Source organism: Kistimonas ophiarachnellae, assembly GCF_057552235.1.
In genome coordinates, this window is record NZ_BAAJPA010000006.1 from 183,901 (window position 1) to 202,755 (window position 18,855).

The following is an 18,855-nucleotide window of genomic DNA, read 5'->3' on the forward strand; positions in this document are numbered from 1 at the left end:
ACAATCATCAGCGATATCAATCGGCAGGCTGTTATCTGAGCTTCATTGAGAAGCAACTCAACGCCAGAAAAAAGGAAAGCTGCTTACCAATATTGATATTAATAAGCAGCTAAACAGAGATCGGATATGACGCTGTTACTTATCAGCAGGTTTCCAATAAAACGCTGCCAATGGAGTAGCCTGCACCAAAGGAACAAATCACCCCACGCTCGCCGGACACCAGATCCCTGCGATACTTGTGAAATGCGATAATAGAGCCTGCTGAGCTGGTATTGGCATATTCATCCAGAATGACCGGCGCCTCCTGACTGTCTGCATCGCGCCCCAGCACCCGGCGCGCCACCAGCTGATTCATATTCAGATTGGCCTGGTGTAACCACATCCGTTTCAATTCAGATACCGGCATATTCAGACTATCCAGATGCTCGGTAATATGCCGGGCAACCTGGGGACAGACCTCTTTGAATACTTTCCGGCCATTCTGGACAAACAACTTGTCCAACTTGCCAATACCCTGTTCATCCCCCCGATTCAAAAAACCGAAGTTATTACGAATATTATTGGAATACTGCGTCCAGAGTTTTGTGCCTGATACACGGTAACGGTTTTCTGATCGTGCAAGGCTTTCGTCTTCAAGGATCACGGCCGTACAGGCATCGCCAAAAATAAAATGACTGTCACGATCCCTGAAATTGAGATGCCCGGAACAGATTTCCGGATTCACCATCAATACCCGTCGCGCACTGCCAGAACGGATTGCATTGACGGCAGTCTGAATCCCGAAAGTCGCGGAAGAGCAGGCCACATTCATGTCATAACCACAACCCTGAATGCCCAGGTAATGCTGAATTTCTACGGCCATGGCCGGGTAAGGTCGCTGCATGTTTGAACAGGCGACAATCACAAAATCCAGATCGGTTGCACTCAGCTGCGCATCCGCTAAAGCGGATTTTGCGGCTGCCAACGCCATTTCACATTGCACGGAAGGTTCATCATTGCTGCGCTCCGGAATACGGGGCGCCAGACGTTCAGGATCCAGGATGCCATCCCGGTCAACGACATACCGGCTGCGAATACCGGACGCTTTTTCGATAAATTCGCTGTTACTTTCCTGAAGGGGTTCCATTTCACCGGCAGCAATTGCCTGCCGGTTGTCGTCATTGGATTGCCTGACCCAGGCATTGAAAGCCGCCACCAGTTCGTCATTACTGATGGCGTACGGGGGCGTATACAGCCCGGTGCCACTGATTACTACCTCTGTCACGTCCTGTCCTCAGGTCACTGCCCCGGAAGGCTTTTTTCTTTCATTCTGACGATTCATAGTATAGGAGCTGTCATGGTTTTGAAACATCTGTCTCACTATCAAAGAATCAGGTGTTCCCGCATAACTTTTATGGGTGATGTCCCAACAGCTTCAGTTACATAACAAGTCTGACAAGCAGAATATTAACTTTATTGGTTAGAGCAATGAACTTGATCATCAAACAATGAGTCTGAGCATTTAGAACTATCATAAAGCACCCCACAAGCCAGTGATAATTCACCATTCATTTTTTAATTGACATGCTTCATGTGTAAATATTTTTTACGGAGTCAACAATGGCACAAACAGCATCACCAGGACCTTCTAGATCCTCTACCGCCCCTCCCTTATACACAGATCTTAATCTGGAACATCCAGATACTATCAAATCAATTTCCAAAGCTATAATATCAACGCATTTAGAGAAAATGTCATATACAAGCCAGAAAACACTAACTGAACATCTTATTACCCACATAAACAATAGCAACCCACACAATGAGCAACTAACCCTTACTACACTACAACCTGCTACAGCCGATGCACCAGCAACCGTTAACATAGAGCAACCTGCAGAAATCGACCATATAGAACCAAACATTTTGCTGTCAGGATTCAGAGCCAAAAACAAAATGCTTAAAGAGAAACCTAAATATGAAAGAAAACTCACGAAGCTCTACTGTGATTTTATTCGGGAACAAAAAGGCAGCAAAAGACTCCTAGATTACCATAAAGAAAGATTCATATTATTACTGGGATACTATTGGGATAGCGATAATACGCTACACAACCTTAAAATAAATATGCAATCCAACCACTTAACAACAACTGGAAACCCTTGGAATTTCTGGTCAAATGACAGAGATCTTTTCGTTAACAACTACTTCTCAACAATGAAGGAGAGCATTGAAGAAAACACAGGTTTAATGATGTTTCACGTTTTAATTAAAACCTGTGAATTTGCCTGCCTGCAAGAATAAAACAATCATATACCAGCATTCTCCATAAATACCTGGATCGAAGTTTTTCAGCAATCCAGCCCATACTGGAGATGACAGACTGTAGAAATTGCTTACTACCCCTCAGAATCATCTACCCAATGTACGCGGACTTCAAATAACCCATATACCATTCCATCAGGATTCATCGCCGGTGAAGTAATACAACTGCCAGAATGCGAGGTTCCTTATTTCTGGAATCTGAGGACAATCTGCTCCTATGCCTGTGTGCGAAACGCCGGACAGATTTCATTTAGCAATCCATAGACTTTTTACTCTGCTGCCACGCTCATCACCATCTATGACATTAAGGTGATGGTTTTACACTGGTGGGGTCATTTAAAAGCTTTTTGCTTATATCAATTTTTGTCATAAGAAAGAATGAATAAATCCCAGACACTAATGTCAATAATTCAAAAGATTTCTGATTATCTTGATTCCCGCATCGACTACTCATGTGACTGGATTGCCATCTTACCCACCCAATTACTGTTAAGGAGTATATTTATGAAAACAACGGATATTATAAGTGCAGCTGCACGAATTGAACACATTGAAGAATCTGACAGTGATGCATTTGAAAAAGAAGTACTTAACAGAGAAGCTGACCTATTATTTTCCCAGCATTTGGCTACTAAACCACTCCACGCTCAAAAGCATTTAATACAGCGCATCGTAACTAAAATAAACGAGAACACCAATAAAGAAGAAAGTCTGACCATGACAACAAAAACTGACATGAATAAAGAGAAGTCAGCCATAGAGGCCGGACCGAAAGCAATACTGAAACTGCTCTCTAACTATCCATCATCAATAGAAAAACTTAAAGATGACTACACACTCGCCATTCAGAAATTAACAAGTCAAGAGGCCGCGACCACTGGCCCACTTAATCTGACAATCGATCAATATTTCATACATCAACTACTGCAATACTACTGGGATAACGATAACAATCTGAGCATCCTTCAAAGCACCTTAAAAGAGAACAGAATAACTTTTACAGCTAAAAATAAATCACCAGAAGACATGTGGAAGCTGTGGACAAAAAGCCAAAGTGAATTCTCCGAAGAGTTCAGCGCCGGGATAGCAGAAAATATGAAAAAATCACCTTTTTTGGGATTAATGATGTTTTACGCACTAATGAAAACTTGCCTGATTGATGTGCAGTCACCTTTAGAAGCAGGTGTAGCGGTTGAGTATAAAAGTAAGCCAACCAGTTCAGAAATGGTTTACACTAAGCAAACTGAAGGAATGATGGGTACTTTGGTTTAAGAACACTTTAAGCATTCATTAAATAAAAAAGTCATCAGCCTGAGTAATTTCAGCCCTGACAGTTTTTAAGTTGAAGCACTTATTGCAATTAAGGCGCAAATACCATCAATGAACGTATCTGCTAATACAATCCGAATCAATTTAATAAAAATCAACCTAATACTTCCTGGTAAATTTATACAACCCAGAGAAATTATAATAACCAGAAAATAACGTCACACACACAAAAAAAAAAAGCCTGACCCCAGGTCAAAACAAGCCCCCGGACTGAACATAAATAACTCCATGCTCAGTACGGAGGACTTGTACTCCAGACTCAAGGCTGCGCGATCTCATCCCAAATCTTGCGCAACCGTTTCTCAGACACAGGCATTCGGGTTTTCAGGGTCTGGGCAAAGACGGAGACACGGTATTCCTCCAGCATCCAGCGATACAACCAGAGGTTCTCATCGACCACATGCTGCTTATCCAATGCCGCCCTTCGGGCTTCCCAGACTTCACGCCATCCCTGCAATCGATCTGTTTCAACCCGATCACGGTTACTGTTGACAACCAGCTTCTCCAGCCGCATTTCTATCGCCGTGAGATAGCGGGAATATTGCTGCAACCATTCCCAGGGGGTGTGGGACAAAAAGCCACGGTAGATCAAACCACCCAATTGCTGCTTGATGTCCGCCATGGAAAGCGCCAGCTGGAACGAGATTTTGCCTTTCAACTGACGACTGATTGCATTGAATTTCTCAAAGATCGCCAGCAACATGCGCTCCATTTCTTCGGCAACCGACATCAACTCCGAACGTCCCTGGTCAACCAGTTTGTCGAACGACGCCTCATCACGCGGCCAAACGGCTGGATCCTGAAGGTAAACCTGATTAATCACCGCCAGCTGGATATCATCCATCAGACTTGTCTTGTCGACAGCATTGACCGCCAGCAACGTGATCCGGTTGAAATGCTTCAACTGCTTCGCCATGAACTTCATTTGTTCCGGCAATGCCAATTGAATCAGGCGAGCCAGACCCAAACGGGTTTGCTGCTGCGCTGATTGGGGATTATCAAACAGACGCAGGGCAACCGAAGTCTTCTCATCCACCAGGCCCGGATACGATCGAAACAGCAAACCACCACGCTGGCGCTGCATTTCCTCAGGCAGATCACCAAAACTCCATGATGTCAGCCCCTCGCGTTCCATATCACGATCCGTCTTGTCCCGTAACCCTTCCCGGGCCTGATCCGCAAACTGCTCCCGCAGCCTGGACAGATCACGTCCCTGCCCCAGCATTTTTCCATCGTCGTCCAGCACCCGGATGTTCATCCGGAAATGATCGTCGAGTTTGCCAGCATCCCAGGCGTCCTCTGGAATGCGGTTACCGGTCATGCGGAACAGTTTCTCACCCAGCAATAATGTCAGCGGTTCATCACAGGGATTCAGTGCCTCCAGTGCAGCACGGGCATAATCCGGCACCGGTACAAAGTGTTTGCGAACCTGCTTGGGTAATGAGCGAATCAAAGCAATGACTTTGTCAGGCAGCATGCCGGGCACCAGCCACTCCAGTCGATCGCGTGGCAACTGGGGCAACAATGAAACCGGTACCGACACAGTAACGCCGTCGTCGGTTTCACCAGGTGCAAAATGGTAGGAAAGCGGCAACGCCAGCCCCTGCCATTTCAGCCGATCCGGATACTGGGCTTCGGTAATGTGCGCGGCATCATGCTGCATCAGGTAGTCTTTGGTGAGATAGAGCAGCTGTGCATTATCCCGTTCGACGATCTTACGCCATTTTTCAAAACTACTGCCGTTGCAAATGCCTTCAGGAATACGCTCATCATAAAAGGCAAACAGGGTTTCCGGATCAACCAGGATATCCTGCCGTCGTGACTTGGCTTCGAGATCCTCAACCTCGGCAATCAGGCTGTTATTATGAGAATAAAATCCGGCCTGACTTACATAGCCGCCTTCCACCAGCCCCTGTCGGATAAACAGCTCACGGGAAATAACGGGATCGATAGCACCATAATTGACCTTACGTCTCGCCACAATCACCAGGCCGTATAACGTGACCTGCTCATAAGCGACAACCTGCGCCCGTTTTTTCTCCCAATGCGGCTCAAAGTAGTTTCGCTTGACCAGACTGCCTGCCAGAGGCTCAATCCATTCCGGCTCCACTTTGGCGACACTGCGCGCATAGAGGCGAGAGGTTTCCACCAATTCTGCTGCCATCACCCACTTCGGCTTACGCTTGAACAGGGCAGAACCCGGAAATATCCAGAACTTCCGATTCCGTGCGCCAAGATAATCAGCCTCTTCATGGCGATTACCCAGATGACTTAACAAACCAGCAAGCAGCGCCTTGTGAATAGCACCATAACTGGCTTCATCAGTATTCACAGTTAACCGGAGGTCTTTGCAGCTAAGCATCAACTGGCGATGCATATCCCGCCATTCCCGCATCCGCATAAAACTCAGGAATTGTTGTTTACAGAGCTTGCGCAGCTGGGATTGCGATAAATCCTGTCGCTGCTCCTCATACCATTTCCACAGATTCAGCAGTGACAGGAAATCGGAATTATCATCATAAAACTCACGATGTTTCTGATCCGCTGCCTGCTTTTTCTCTGCCGGTCGTTCGCGGGGATCCTGGATGCTCAATGCACTGGCAATGACCAGCAACTCCTGAACTGCACCGGTATCTTGGGCAGCCAGCAACATGCGCCCAATACGCGGATCAATCGGCAATACCGCCAGCTGGCGGCCAATACGGGTAATTTGGTTGCTGCCGTCTACCGCGCCCAGTTCCTGCAATAGTTTGAAGCCGTCGTTGATAGCCTTGTTGTCAGGCCGATCAACAAAGGGGAAACGGGCAACATCGCCCAGCCCCATTTTCAGCATTTGCAGGATAACGGCAGCAAGGTTGGTCCGCAGAATCTCGGCATCAGTGAATTCAGGTCGATTAAGAAAATCCTGCTCATCGTAAAGACGAATACAGATGCCATCGGCAATACGGCCACAACGCCCCTTACGCTGGTTCGCTGACGCCTGGGATACCGCCTCAATCGGAAGACGCTGAACTTTGGAGCGCACACTGTAGCGGCTAATCCGGGCAAAACCCGGATCAATGACATAGTGGATACCGGGCACCGTCAACGACGTTTCAGCGACATTGGTCGACAGAATAATACGACGTCCGCCATGGGACTGGAAAATGCGGTTCTGCTCTGCAGCACTCAGGCGGGCGTAAAGTGGCAGGATTTCCGTATGGGCCAGCCTGGCATCGCGCAGGCACTTGGCCGCTTCCCGGATTTCCCGTTCACCACTCAGGAATACCAGCACATCACCGAGCCTGCGTCCCTTACCGCTGCGCTCGAGCGCCTCAATTTCCCGTACTGCCGAGAGAATCCCCTGGTATTGCAGCTGATCGCCATCCTCGTCGATATCCAGGTCTTCCAGCGGGCGATACAAAACCTCTACCGGATAGGTTCGACCAGAAACCTCAATCACCGGTGCATTATCAAAATGGCGAGAGAAACGTTCCACATCAATAGTGGCTGACGTAATGATTAATTTCAGATCAGGCCGTTTCGGCAACAATAACTTCAGGTAGCCCAGCAGAAAATCAATATTGAGGCTGCGTTCATGGGCCTCGTCGATAATCAGCGTATCGTACTGGTTCAGGAATCGGTCATTCTGGATTTCAGCCAGCAGAATACCATCCGTCATCAGCTTGACCTGGGTTTGGTCACTGATTCGGTCGGCAAAGCGCACCTGGTAGCCAACCTGTGAACCCGGCTCAACCTGCAATTCTTCCGCAATACGGGAAGCCACTGAACGGGCCGCCAAACGACGGGGCTGTGTATGACCGATCGTGCCAAACGTGCCACGCCCCAGTTCCAGGCAAATTTTGGGTAACTGCGTCGTTTTACCGGAGCCGGTTTCACCGGCCACGATGACGACCTGATGATCCCGAATCAGTTCAGCAATAGCGTCTTTCTTTTGTACGACGGGCAGTGCATCGTCATACATGACGTTGGGCGTATTCTGACGCCGTTGCTCAGCACGCTGCATGGATACCTCAACGGCCTGTTGCAGTCGTGTACGCCTGGCGTCATCGCCACCGCGCAGAGAACGCCACTGCCGACGAAACCGGTGACGATCCTTCATCATGCACAGGTTGACGGCTTTACGAAAATCAAAGGAAGCTTCTCTGGTCACGCGCGGTTCTCAGTCAAACAGTTCAAAAACACGTTGCTTTGGGCAAAGTCACCATAAAAAAAGCCGGGCACGCCCAAGCGTCCCGGCCTTCTTCATACGGCGATTACTCTGCTGCCTTGGCCTGTTTCAACTTGGCCAGTTCTTCGTCACGGAGTTCACGACGCAGGATTTTTCCTACGTTGGTCACCGGCAGCTCATCCCGGAATTCGATCTGACGCGGCACCTTGTAGCCAGTCACGCTGGCACGGATAAAGGCAATGACAGCTTCCTGGGTCAGCTCCGGATTGGACGACACGACAAACATCTTGATGCTTTCACCGGTCTTGCTGTTCGGCACGCCAATGGCGGCACACTGCACAATATCGGGATGCGCCGACAACACATCTTCCAGCTCATTGGGATAGACGTTAAAACCGGAAACCACAATCATATCTTTCTTGCGGTCAACGATTTTCACATAACCGTCGTCCATAATGGTGGCGATATCACCGGTCTTCAGCCAGCCATCCTCGGTCAATGTGTTAGCCGTTTCGTCAGGACGTTCCCAGTAACCTTTCATCACCTGGGGACCACGGACACACAATTCGCCGATTTCACCGATGGGCAGGTCTGCCCCATTATCATCAATCAATTTCAATTCGGTAGACGGCAGAGGCATTCCAATAGTGCCCACCTTGTTGGCGCCCAGCGGGTTGACGGTGACAACCGGTGAGGCTTCGGTCATCCCATAGCCTTCATTGATCTCGCACCCGGTGATTTCTTCCCAGCGGTTCGCGGTATCCGACTGCAATGCCATACCACCAGAAAGGGTCAGCTTGAGAGGCTTGAAATCCAGCTGCAGGAAATCCGGGTTTTTCATCAAACCCACAAACAGGGTGTTCAAACCGACAAACACCGAGAAACGGACTTTCTGGAGTTCCTTGACGAATGCCGGCAAATCACGGGGATTCGTGATCAGCAGGTTATGCTGACCGGTGATCATCCCGATCATGCAATGGAAGGTGAACGAATAAATATGGTACAGCGGCAGTGGCGCGACCATGAGTTCCTGACCATCCACCAGGTTATGGGCCATCAGCACCTTGGCCTGCATCATGTTGGCCAGGATATTGTGGTGGGTCAGCATCGCGCCCTTCGCCACTCCGGTCGTGCCGCCGGTATACTGCAGGATGGCGACATCCTGTGAATCACCCTGGTGATCCTTGACCGCGTAACGGCTACCTGCAGACAGAACTTCGTTGAAACCCAATGCGCCGGGAATGTTCCAGGAAGGCACCATTTTCTTCACATAGCGCACAACACTGTTGACCAGTATACGCTTGGGCAGTGGCAACATATCGCCGACTTGTGTGACCACGACATGGCGAATGCCGGTACGCGGTACCACCTTCTCCGCCATATGGGCCATATTGGCCAGAATCACCAGGGCCCTGGCGCCGGAATCATTAAACTGGTGTTCCATTTCCCGCTCGGTGTACAGCGGGTTGGTGTTAACGACGATCAGTCCCGCCCGCAGCGCGCCAAACACAGCGACAGGAAACTGAATCAGGTTCGGCATCTGCACGGCAATCCGGTCACCGGGCTGCAGATCGGTCTCGTTCTGGAGCCATGCGGCAAACCGGCCGCTCAGCTCATACAACTCACCGTAGGTAATGGTTTTGCCCAGGTTGGAGAAGGCGGGCTTGTGAGCGAACTTCTGCCGGGATTCCTCCAGCACATCGAGGATGGAACGGTAGGGTTCGATGTCTATATCAGAGGGGATCCCTTCGGGATATTTATCCTTCCAGAAGTTCTCACTCATACTGTCTTGCTCCTGATCATGCGTTGCACTATATGCCGTTGTCGTCCGTTGAACGGTTCTCTTTGGCCGACCGCTTTGCGGCCGGAAGGGTATCATTTTTGATGGGATTCGGGTAGCGGTGGGATTGTCATCTTCTGCAACTGCTGTAACCATACAAACCATTGCTGAACAATAAAAAGGTTTACCGCAACATGCAGGCTCAGATTCTCGCCCTACCGGCACAGGACGGTCGCTCCATCAACACCTGTTACTGGCACCTGGATACCCCGAAAGGGTTTGTCATCATCAACCATGGCATGGGGGAATATGCCGCCCGCTATGACCGGCTGGCGCAGACACTCAACGATGCCGGTTACACCGTAATCGCCCACGACCACCGCGGCCACGGCCCGGAAACCTCCAAAGACGACATTGGCCATTACGCGGACAGCAGCGGCTGGGACCGGGTGCTGAGCGATGTCCAGACGGTCTACAGCTTCATCCGTGAACGCAGCCAGGGCCGCCCGGTGTTCATGCTGGGCCATAGTATGGGCAGTTTCATCACCCAGGCGTTCCTGATTGGCTACCGCCCGCAGCTGTCAGGCTGTATACTCTCGGCCTCCAACTATGCGCCGCGCCCCCTGCTGCATGCGGGTCGCCTGGTGGCTCGTTTTGAAGCCATTCGCCAGGGCCCCCGGGGCGCCAGCCCGCTGATCAACGCCCTGACGTTCGGCGCATACAACCGGTCCTTTGCACCGACGCGTACCGATTTTGACTGGCTCAGCAGGAATGCAGACGAAGTGGATACTTACATCCGCGATCCGCTCTGTGGCTTCTCCTGTACCAACCAGCTCTGGCTTGACCTCTTTGACGGACTCCTGTCGATCAACGCGGTTTCTGCCCTGAAAAAACTGGATTCCGGTCTACCCTTCTATGTGCTGGGCGGCGATCGCGATCCTGTGGGTGCTGCCGGCAAAGGACTGAAAAGGCTGTGTCACAAACTCAAGACTGCCGGCATCCAGGACGTCGAACTGGCGCTGTACCCCGGTGGCCGACACGAAATGTTTAACGAAACCAATAGCAAAGAAGTCCAGCAGCAACTGATTGCCTGGCTGGATGGCCGTTTGCAACAAGGAGCCCGAGGCGATGACTCTGCAGAGCACGAATCCAGAGCCAAACCAGACCCTGCGGAACACCCCGTACGACCAACTGAAGATCGGCGATAAGGCCACCTACCGCCGTACCCTGACCGAACGAGACCTGGTGCTGTTCGCCACGGTCTCCGGTGACTACAACCCCGTTCACCTGGATGAAACCTTTGCCGCCGGCACCCAGTTCGGCGAGCGTATCGCCCATGGGATGTGGACCGGCTCCCTGATCTCCGCTGCGCTGGCCATGGTCATGCCCGGCCCCGGCGGTATTTATGGCGGCCAGGAGCTGAAATTCCTGCGTCCGGTTAGGCTCGGCGACACCCTGACGGTGGAGCTGGAAGTGCTGGAGAAAAATGAACGCCGGAAAAAGGCGCTGATCCGGACGGATGTCATCAACCAGCATGGCAAGGCCGTGGTGAAAGGGACCGCTGAAGTCATGCCAGCCACAGAAGACGTCTGTGTGGAGCGGGCTCATCTCCCCCATGTCTCCATAGAAGGCATGTAATCCGCTGTAAACAGCTGACCGCTCAGGCTGTCAGCTGTTCAAGATGAATCAGCGTCGCCATCGCGCTGGCGTTACTCGCACCACAAATCGACTCATCGGCAGAAAACTGCCCACAAACCGCAGGCCGCTCCGGCTTGCCAAACAACCGGCAGCGATTCTGATCATCCAGTTGAACACAGCGTTCACCCGCCGGCTTGCCATTTGGCATGCCGGGAATCGCGGTAGATATAGAAGGAGCAATACAACAGGCGCCGCACCCGGCTCGACAGAACATCATGAGTAGCTACTTTTCAAAATGGATTTATTGTCGGAAAAAGACAAACGACAGGTCAAGTCATGCCTGTCGGGTTATCACTTCATAGGCGCCCGTAATGACGCACTTGTCCGGACGGTGAATGACCACGCCGGGATAAGACCCTGAAGTGGCGCAGGCTATAACCCGCATGCACATTCACACACCCGGTATCCTTCTGGCTGATCGAACCTGAAGGATAGTCATCTATGCTGTGAATCAGGCTGAGCAGCGCCTGGTCTGATTTTCTACATTTATTCTTAACCAGGGATATCCAAGATCATTCACGGATTTTACGTCTATCTATTGCGCAACCTGATGCCCTTGTTCACCAAAAAGACTCAATAGTCATCCCTGGCAATTGCTGTCAGACAGCCGTCATAAAAAAACACTATGGTTTTCAATACATTCCTATCAGAAAATGTAAATTCATATTTTCTTAATGAAGATATTACTATATTCAGTATTAACTGAGATTTAGTCGTCATCCTCTTGCACAGCTTCAGTGAGTGTTTGTAGCTCTTGCAGTAATTGAATTGCCTGAGGTGGTATATCGCTGAATGCAAGCTCCTTACTAAGTCTTCCTGTTTTTTCTTTGAAAGATCTAAAGCATTCTTTATATTTTTTATTTTTTTTACCAACTCTTCAAACTTTTTATTTTTCTTTATTTTAAGCCTGGCTGAGGAACGACGATTAGAATAATTTTTAATCATGGAGCTTATTGCATCTTTATAACCCTTGCACACACCATCATCTTCTATTTGATCTCCAGCATGTCTGAATTTGACTCTTGCAATCTGTAAATATTCATTTTCACCACACTTATCTTTTAATAAACTAAGATATTTATCAAGCGTATCCTTTAAGATATCATCCTGACAATTCATCATTAATATAAGATCATGAATTTCGCTTGCCATTAAAGGATTTAAAGCATCTGGTATAGGAAAAGTTGAATCATGATCACCAACCTGTGACACCCCGCTGCATGAAGCTTGATATTCAGGATTCGATACTTGCCCGGGGGTCATCTGAACCGGTATCCCGGATCTTTTCGGCAAGTCTGAACCGCCAGCCTGAAATGATGCTTCATCTGTGACTGCCGATCTTTCGGACAAAGACGACAAAGGCTTTGATAAGGATTGCGTTACTGGTGACACGGAAACAGGGATATCCTCTTCTTGTAATATTGGAATAGTACTGATATCTGAAACATTGCTTTCAACTGCAAATAATTCCCTTGGATTCTGTAAGGGTTCAACCACTCGAGCTGACGACCCCATTGATACAGCTCGTTGGTTGGCAGGATCGTCCCCAACCTGGGTACTCTGACCCGCACCTTTTGAAGATGCACTCCGTAAAATCATGACAACACTCTTTCCTTTATTAAGTTCAGCCAAAATCAGATAAATCTTTAGACATGCATAACCATTAAATTATTCCCATTAATTGACAGCAAAAGGGTGATTTTGTTGACTAAAATAGATTGTTCGTAAACAGTACTAACAATTTCAGACTTGCAAGCATCAATATATCTCTGCGTCCTGTAGTCAGGCGGAGGGGCTCAAAAAGCAGTCTGTTTCTCCATCAAGAATTGCCAAAACACGTTTTGGAGCATCGTGGCCAGCAGAAAGTATTTTTCATAAAGGCTTGGAGTATCTGCAGGAACTGCTTTTGAACCCCGATAAATTGAAACGTGGATTTAAACAGGCTTTGAAGATTTTTGCCCCGTAGTCAGATCAGCGATACAAAAATGCTCATAGCCGATATTTAGCGCGTAATAATAACGTAATACATACCATTATTTCTCATTACATTTTGTGATAAACACCCGTTAAAGCACTCCTTCATTAGAAATGAGCCACATCAACTAATAATACCCCCCACTGCTAGACTAAAAGGATAAGGAAATATCCAGGGAGATAGCACATTGGGGACAAAACTCACACCTCAAGCACGTTTGGCAAATCTCGTCAATCAGGCCATATCTGCCTTAAAACCCTCAGAAAAGAATAAGACGGTCAGACAAAAAAACCGAACAGTCACAATTATTGAAGTTAAGAAAAATCCAATACCAGGTCAGGAGCAACTGGCGCATAAATCGCTTATGGAGTATCGATGCCAACCGATACCTGACACATCCAAACCTGCCCCCCATAACCCAGAATATGCAGCCCTTTTAAGGCCTGAAAATCATGAGACAACGCCATTACGTAATGAAGACGACTTCAGAAAATTAATAACCAACAAAAACAGCATTAACCAAAAAATCAAAATATTAAAAAAGAAGAACGAAAAAGACTGGAACAGCATGAAAAGCACATTCAAACAAAATGATGGATTCACAAAACTACTCGACACTATAAAAAACACAAAATTTGAGAAAATAAAAGATATTGGACCAAAAGCTTATTTCGCTGCAAACTTATATCTCAAACATAAGATCAATGACTTGCAAATGAGGAATTTTCTAAACACGCTGATGGAGCGTTACACTGAAGAAAAAGCAAATCTACAACTCCAACCAGCCCTTGCAGCAATCAATGGCTCCCCTAACCCTCCCGTCATCGCAGCAGAGCTGATTGCCACAATACAGGAACGAATAGCTAATCCCGATAAGACCTATTCATCTCAAATTAAAATTGAAATCCCGTTAGATGTTGGCTGGTCAGACGAAAAATATAAAGAATTTGCCGACAGCAGTGACAAACAACTCATGGCAAGCATATTAAAGCATACAACCAGCCATCATAATAAAGAAACAAACAATTCATCCACCCGTTTATCTGAAGCAGCCAAAGAAACAATCAACAAATATATTAAAAACCAATTAAACGAAAAAAAATATAAATTATACGGTATGGAAAGACACAGCTATGAAGAAAAAATAATCATCGATAACATTATAAGAAAAGCAGAAAATCGACATAATAACATCTGCAAAATACTAACCACTCTCGTTCCTGAATTCAGTGCATCAGATGACAACAAAACTACAGCATTTACTGCTTACCTCAATAGTGTCATTGACAGTTGGACTGCCGAGGATGATAAACCAGAGCATGCAGACGTCTTTGAAGAACACATTAAAAAACCTGACAACGGAGTTTCATCGAAAAGAACTCAGGAAAGTAGTGACAATTCACAAAGAACAGATGACAGGCTGGGTGTTATGGACGACTCCATCAAAAACGCTCCAGAAGCACATAGCGCGCCGGTGAATGAAGTCACTCTTGAAACCCATCTGCCACATTCCATTTTAAGAGAACTTGCAGCAAAGTCATCAACAAAGGCTCAGGCATGGAGAACATCAGGAAGGTTCAGTAAACTTGAACCTGATACAAATGAAACTGCAGATCAGGCAGATGTGACAAACAAAACCACTGCAAATGATCAGCAAACCACTACAGCAAAATCTGAAAAACCGGCCCCAAATCCAAGACCTAAGGGATTGGCACTTAAAGGGCGTACAAAACCACAGACGACAACCAAAACAGCCCCCCTGCACGATCAGCCTTCAGACAAACAAAACGCTGAACATCTCAAAAAACCAGATGAATCAACACATCAGAGCAGTATAAAAACCCAAGCAAACCAACGACAAAACACTCGTCAGTCCAAACCTGCGCTTAAGCCTAAACCTGCACTTAAACCAAACCCCGTATTGACGAAACAGCCTGAAGAATCAGTAAACCTAAAGACTTTAAAAGCACAAGAATTCCAAAAAACAGACATTCATCAGGCTGAACCTGAATTCAAGTCAAAACCTGTACCTCCAGAAAAGCCGAAAGAGTTAACACTGCGCAGCACTAAAGAAACAACCATGCCAACTAGGGGGAACGATGGCGTTAGCATTTTATCACCCAAAAGTAAGCCTCCGCTGCCCAAAAAGCCTGCAAATCTGCCCCAGAAACAACATCAAAAACCAGACATACCACCCAAGCCAATAAAAGAAAAACCGGTCGATTCTGACTTCAAAGATTCTTCTGGAGAGAAGGAGTATGTGCCAATACAACAAGATAAAAATACGCTTAAGACGCCACCAGCAACAATTACAGCAGAATTTATTGTGGACAAGATAACCGATCGGCTCAAAGGCGAACACTATACGAACGCGGGGGAGGTTATGTCAGATATAATGAAACTGGCAGGACAACCTGCCCAGTTAAGAAAACTACTGGAACAACTTGATCAGGCCGAGAAAGCCGGGATTGAGATCAAAGTCATTCGTGGTAAGGAGGAATTCTTCAGAAATGAACTGACTTTGCTCATTAACAACAATAAACCTAACGCGTCCGATCCTGACCACAGAACAGGCATTCCGGTAAAACACTAAGTATCAACGTATGAGCCCGTGATCCTGACCAACAAATAAAAACAGGCATCCCAAGATAAGCATGGTGTACAGCTCTCTGTATGAATAGAGCTATACACCTTAAAGTTAACGCCCTTTATCAATACAAATTTAAATCACCTGTTGGAGGAAAGCCTGCAACCGTTCCGCCTGTGGATTATCAAAAAAATCATCCGGCTTGCTATCCTCAAGTAACTCACCAGATTCCATAAACATCACCCTGTCCGCCACTTCCCGGGCAAAACCCATCTCATGGGTAACGACAACCATTGTCATACCCGACTTTGCCAGATCTTTCATGACATCCAGCACTTCGCCGACCATCTCCGGATCCAGCGCACTGGTTGGCTCGTCAAAGAGCATGATCCTGGGTTGCATGGCCAGCGCACGGGCAATCGCTACTCGCTGCTGCTGGCCTCCTGATAACTGCGGGGGATAACTGTCAGCTTTCTCACTTAAGCCAACCTTCAGCAACAGTGCCTTGGCGCGTTCTTCCGCCTCAGCCCGGCTGATCTTTCTGACTTTTTGCGGCGCGAGGCAGATATTGTCGAGTACAGTGAGATGCGGGAAAAGATTGAACGATTGGAACACCATCCCAACTTCTTCCCGTAAGGCGTTAACATCACCGGGGGTAGTCAGAGAGATACTGTCGACAACGATTTCACCATCGTTAATGGTTTCCAGCTGATTCAGTGTACGCAGAAAGGTGGATTTTCCTGAGCCGCTGGGCCCCACAATAACCACTACTTCACCTTCAGTGATATCCGCTGACACCTGTTTCAGGGCATGCACCCCGTTGGGGTATATTTTCTCGACACCTGTTGCACGAATAATGTAATCAGTCACCGACGGCATACCTCACTTCCAGTTTACGCACCAGCAGGCTTAACACACCGGTCAGAATCAGGTAACAGAGCGCCACACTGAACCACACTTCAAACGGGCTGAAGGTTGAGCTGACCACTTCCCGCCCGGCCTTGGTCAGATCCGTGATGGAAATGACTGAAACCAGTGAAGAATCCTTGATCAGGTTGATAAACTGCCCCGCCAGTGGCGGCAAAACACGTTTGAAAGCCTGGGGCAGAATCACGTAGCGCATGGATTGATGCCAGCCCATCCCGAGGCTGCGGGCGGCTTCCATTTGTCCCCTGGGAATTGATTCAATGCCAGCCCGGACAATCTCGGCAATATAGGCGCCGGTAAATACTGACAAAGCGATCACCCCGGCGGTAAACCGCTCCATATCCAGCACAGAACCAAGAAAGAAGTAGACCAGGAAAATCTGCACCAGCAGGGGGGTTCCCCTGACCAGCTCGATATACAGGATGGCCAGTTTTTTCAACGCCGGGTTGTTGGATATACGGAACAAGCCGGCAACCGTGCCAATAATGATCGCCAGTACAATGGATACCAGCGACAACTGCAGTGTCATCACCATGCCGTCCACCAGCGGCCCAGCTTCCCAGTAAGTGATGGCAGCAAAGCTGTCACCTTCAAACACCAGGTCCCCGTCGTCGGCCAAGAGTAACTGGGGCTGCATGACCGTCTGCACGGTATCCGGATCATTGTCAGACACCAGTTGTACAACGCCGTTTTCACCCAGCTCAACGACGCCGTCAAATTCGGCAATATAGTCTTCCTGGGCCTGATAAAAGAGGTATTGCGGAATGCGCTCCCAGCGCCAGATGTAGTCTATGGACTGACTTGACTTGTAGATACCCAGGCCCGTCAGAAACACGATGCCCACAAACACCAGGTTCCATAGAAGCTGGTTGGGCTGTTTTTCCATCTGTTTCGGCCGGCCCGTCACGGGTTTACTTCCAAACACCGGGTTGAAACTCTCCTGGTTATAGTGATCGGTCACTCCACACCCTGCGCCCGTTCAGGACAGGGTGTGGCGAACATTCAGGACTTATTTGAGCTTGTCCTGCCAGTCAGAGTTTGCGAACCAGCGGTTGTAGATCTTGTCGTAAGTACCGTCACCACGGGCCTGGCGGAGGAAGTTATTCAGCCAGTTGGTGAAATCCGGATCACCCTTGCGGATAGCCCAGCCCAGGGGCTCATAGGTGAAAGGCTGATCAAGGTGAACCAGATTTGCACCATTTTGTGATGCATAAATCGCGTTGTAAGGCAGATCGTAGACGAACGCGTCCGCACGACCATTGACGACTTCCAAAGCGCCATCTGCCTCGGTTTCAAACAAGCGCAGTTCGGCTTTAGGCATGTATTTCTTGATGGCGTAATCACCGGTCGTACCCAGCTTGGAAATAACCTTGTACTTGGGATCATTCAGATCCTTGTAGCTCTTGATCTCGCCTTCCAGCCCCTTGCGCAGCAGGATGGTCTGACCAACGACGATGTAAGGATCAACAAAGTTCACCTGCAGGTTACGCTCAGCCGTCACCGTCATACCGGACATGATGATATCGAACTTGTCCGTCATCAGCGCAGGAATGATGCCATCCCAGGCGGTATTGACGATTTCCAGCTCAACCCCCATGGCCTTGGCCATCTGCTTGGCGAAATCGACATCAAAGCCGATGTACTTGCCATCTTTGCTCGTCATTTCAAACGGCATGTAACCGGAATCCAGGCCAACCCGCAGTTTCCCTTCTTTCATGATGCGGTTAAGCGCCGACTGCTCCCACAGACTGTTGCTGGACGCCCAGGCATTGCCCATCATGGCGACCAGCATGCTCAGCATTAACGCGATTTTTCTCATTGTCTCACTCCGTCATTTTTGTTCTTTAATACCGAGACCTGTGCCCTGCCTGCGCTCCCCCACGCAGACGACAACTGACATTCATTAGTCACCCGGTCAGGCCAACATTGTACTGATGCATACGTATAAATACAGACCGTTTACACAGCAATATTCAGGCCCAGGAGAAAAGCATCCGCTCTTTCGTACGATCTTTAACAGGGTTTTCAGACTGATAGAAACGCTATAAGACCAGTAACGTCGCAGCATAGAAAAAAATCAGGGG

General features: G+C 48.3%; 13 protein-coding genes. 5 read left to right on the forward strand and 8 right to left on the reverse strand.

Features of this window, described 5'->3' with window-relative positions; all coding sequences use genetic code 11:
* Nucleotides 1-142: 142 nt before the first annotated feature.
* Nucleotides 143-1,264: a beta-ketoacyl-ACP synthase III gene (locus tag AC27K1_RS09510; RefSeq protein ID WP_487150081.1), complete on the reverse strand. Its 1,122-nt coding sequence runs from the start codon at nucleotides 1,262-1,264 to the stop codon at nucleotides 143-145.
* Nucleotides 1,265-1,599: 335 nt separating this feature from the next.
* Here AC27K1_RS09510 and AC27K1_RS09515 point away from each other — a divergent pair, with 335 nt between their 5' ends.
* The gene (locus tag AC27K1_RS09515) at nucleotides 1,600-2,283 is read left to right on the forward strand and encodes a hypothetical protein (protein ID WP_487150082.1); all 684 of its coding nucleotides are present in this window, start codon (nucleotides 1,600-1,602) and stop codon (nucleotides 2,281-2,283) included.
* Nucleotides 2,284-2,808: 525 nt separating this feature from the next.
* Nucleotides 2,809-3,576, forward strand: a complete 768-nt coding sequence (locus AC27K1_RS09520; protein WP_487150083.1) for a hypothetical protein — start codon at nucleotides 2,809-2,811, stop codon at nucleotides 3,574-3,576.
* Nucleotides 3,577-3,892: 316 nt separating this feature from the next.
* Here AC27K1_RS09520 and hrpA read toward each other — a convergent pair whose 3' ends face one another.
* Together hrpA and AC27K1_RS09530 are read right to left on the reverse strand one after the other, a co-directional pair.
* Nucleotides 3,893-7,786 carry an ATP-dependent RNA helicase HrpA gene (hrpA, locus tag AC27K1_RS09525; RefSeq protein ID WP_487150085.1) on the reverse strand — a complete coding sequence of 1,298 codons (3,894 nt, stop codon included), beginning with the start codon at nucleotides 7,784-7,786 and terminating at the stop codon, nucleotides 3,893-3,895.
* Between the two features lie 103 nt (nucleotides 7,787-7,889).
* Nucleotides 7,890-9,587 (reverse strand): AMP-binding protein, encoded by a 1,698-nt coding sequence (locus tag AC27K1_RS09530; protein WP_487150087.1) that lies wholly within the window; start codon nucleotides 9,585-9,587, stop codon nucleotides 7,890-7,892.
* Between the two features lie 191 nt (nucleotides 9,588-9,778).
* Here AC27K1_RS09530 and AC27K1_RS09535 point away from each other — a divergent pair, with 191 nt between their 5' ends.
* Together AC27K1_RS09535 and AC27K1_RS09540 are read left to right on the forward strand one after the other, a co-directional pair.
* Complete coding sequence (locus tag AC27K1_RS09535) at nucleotides 9,779-10,792, forward strand: lysophospholipase (RefSeq protein ID WP_487150088.1); 1,014 nt, start codon at nucleotides 9,779-9,781, stop codon at nucleotides 10,790-10,792.
* A complete protein-coding gene (locus AC27K1_RS09540; RefSeq protein ID WP_487150089.1) occupies nucleotides 10,713-11,222 on the forward strand; it encodes a MaoC family dehydratase in 510 nt (169 codons plus the stop codon). Before AC27K1_RS09535 ends, AC27K1_RS09540 begins: the two co-directional genes overlap by 80 nt.
* A gap of 22 nt (nucleotides 11,223-11,244) precedes the next feature.
* On the opposite strand, the gene AC27K1_RS09545 is transcribed toward AC27K1_RS09540, so the two are convergent.
* Nucleotides 11,245-11,496 (reverse strand): YkgJ family cysteine cluster protein, encoded by a 252-nt coding sequence (locus tag AC27K1_RS09545; RefSeq protein WP_487150268.1) that lies wholly within the window; start codon nucleotides 11,494-11,496, stop codon nucleotides 11,245-11,247.
* A gap of 359 nt (nucleotides 11,497-11,855) precedes the next feature.
* Nucleotides 11,856-12,914 carry a hypothetical protein gene (locus AC27K1_RS09550; protein ID WP_487150091.1) on the reverse strand — a complete coding sequence of 353 codons (1,059 nt, stop codon included), beginning with the start codon at nucleotides 12,912-12,914 and terminating at the stop codon, nucleotides 11,856-11,858.
* A 530-nt stretch (nucleotides 12,915-13,444) separates the two neighbouring features.
* Here AC27K1_RS09550 and AC27K1_RS09555 point away from each other — a divergent pair.
* Nucleotides 13,445-15,850 carry a hypothetical protein gene (locus tag AC27K1_RS09555; protein WP_487150092.1) on the forward strand — a complete coding sequence of 802 codons (2,406 nt, stop codon included), beginning with the start codon at nucleotides 13,445-13,447 and terminating at the stop codon, nucleotides 15,848-15,850.
* Between the two features lie 129 nt (nucleotides 15,851-15,979).
* Here AC27K1_RS09555 and AC27K1_RS09560 read toward each other — a convergent pair whose 3' ends face one another.
* From AC27K1_RS09560 to AC27K1_RS09570, 3 genes are read right to left on the reverse strand one after another with little or no spacing between them, the layout of a single operon-like run.
* Nucleotides 15,980-16,723 (reverse strand): amino acid ABC transporter ATP-binding protein, encoded by a 744-nt coding sequence (locus AC27K1_RS09560; RefSeq protein WP_487150094.1) that lies wholly within the window; start codon nucleotides 16,721-16,723, stop codon nucleotides 15,980-15,982.
* On the reverse strand, nucleotides 16,707-17,732 hold the full coding sequence (locus AC27K1_RS09565) for an amino acid ABC transporter permease (protein WP_487150096.1): 1,026 nt from the start codon (nucleotides 17,730-17,732) through the stop codon (nucleotides 16,707-16,709). Before AC27K1_RS09565 ends, AC27K1_RS09560 begins: the two co-directional genes overlap by 17 nt.
* A 48-nt stretch (nucleotides 17,733-17,780) precedes the next feature.
* Entirely contained in the window at nucleotides 17,781-18,590 is an 810-nt protein-coding gene (locus tag AC27K1_RS09570) for a transporter substrate-binding domain-containing protein (RefSeq protein WP_487150097.1), read from the reverse strand.
* Nucleotides 18,591-18,855 lie beyond the last annotated feature (265 nt).

Bases quoted from the DNA above. Each gene is read 5' to 3' on its own strand.
- AC27K1_RS09515 (WP_487150082.1), top strand. From the start codon at position 1,600: ATGGCACAAACAGCATCACCAGGACCTTCTAGATCCTCTACCGCCCCT.
- AC27K1_RS09520 (WP_487150083.1), top strand. From the start codon at position 2,809: ATGAAAACAACGGATATTATAAGTGCAGCTGCACGAATTGAACACATT.
- AC27K1_RS09530 (WP_487150087.1), bottom strand. From the start codon at position 9,587: ATGAGTGAGAACTTCTGGAAGGATAAATATCCCGAAGGGATCCCCTCT.
- AC27K1_RS09535 (WP_487150088.1), top strand. From the start codon at position 9,779: ATGCAGGCTCAGATTCTCGCCCTACCGGCACAGGACGGTCGCTCCATC.
- AC27K1_RS09540 (WP_487150089.1), top strand. From the start codon at position 10,713: ATGACTCTGCAGAGCACGAATCCAGAGCCAAACCAGACCCTGCGGAAC.
- AC27K1_RS09545 (WP_487150268.1), bottom strand. From the start codon at position 11,496: ATGTTCTGTCGAGCCGGGTGCGGCGCCTGTTGTATTGCTCCTTCTATA.
- AC27K1_RS09560 (WP_487150094.1), bottom strand. From the start codon at position 16,723: ATGCCGTCGGTGACTGATTACATTATTCGTGCAACAGGTGTCGAGAAA.
- AC27K1_RS09570 (WP_487150097.1), bottom strand. From the start codon at position 18,590: ATGAGAAAAATCGCGTTAATGCTGAGCATGCTGGTCGCCATGATGGGC.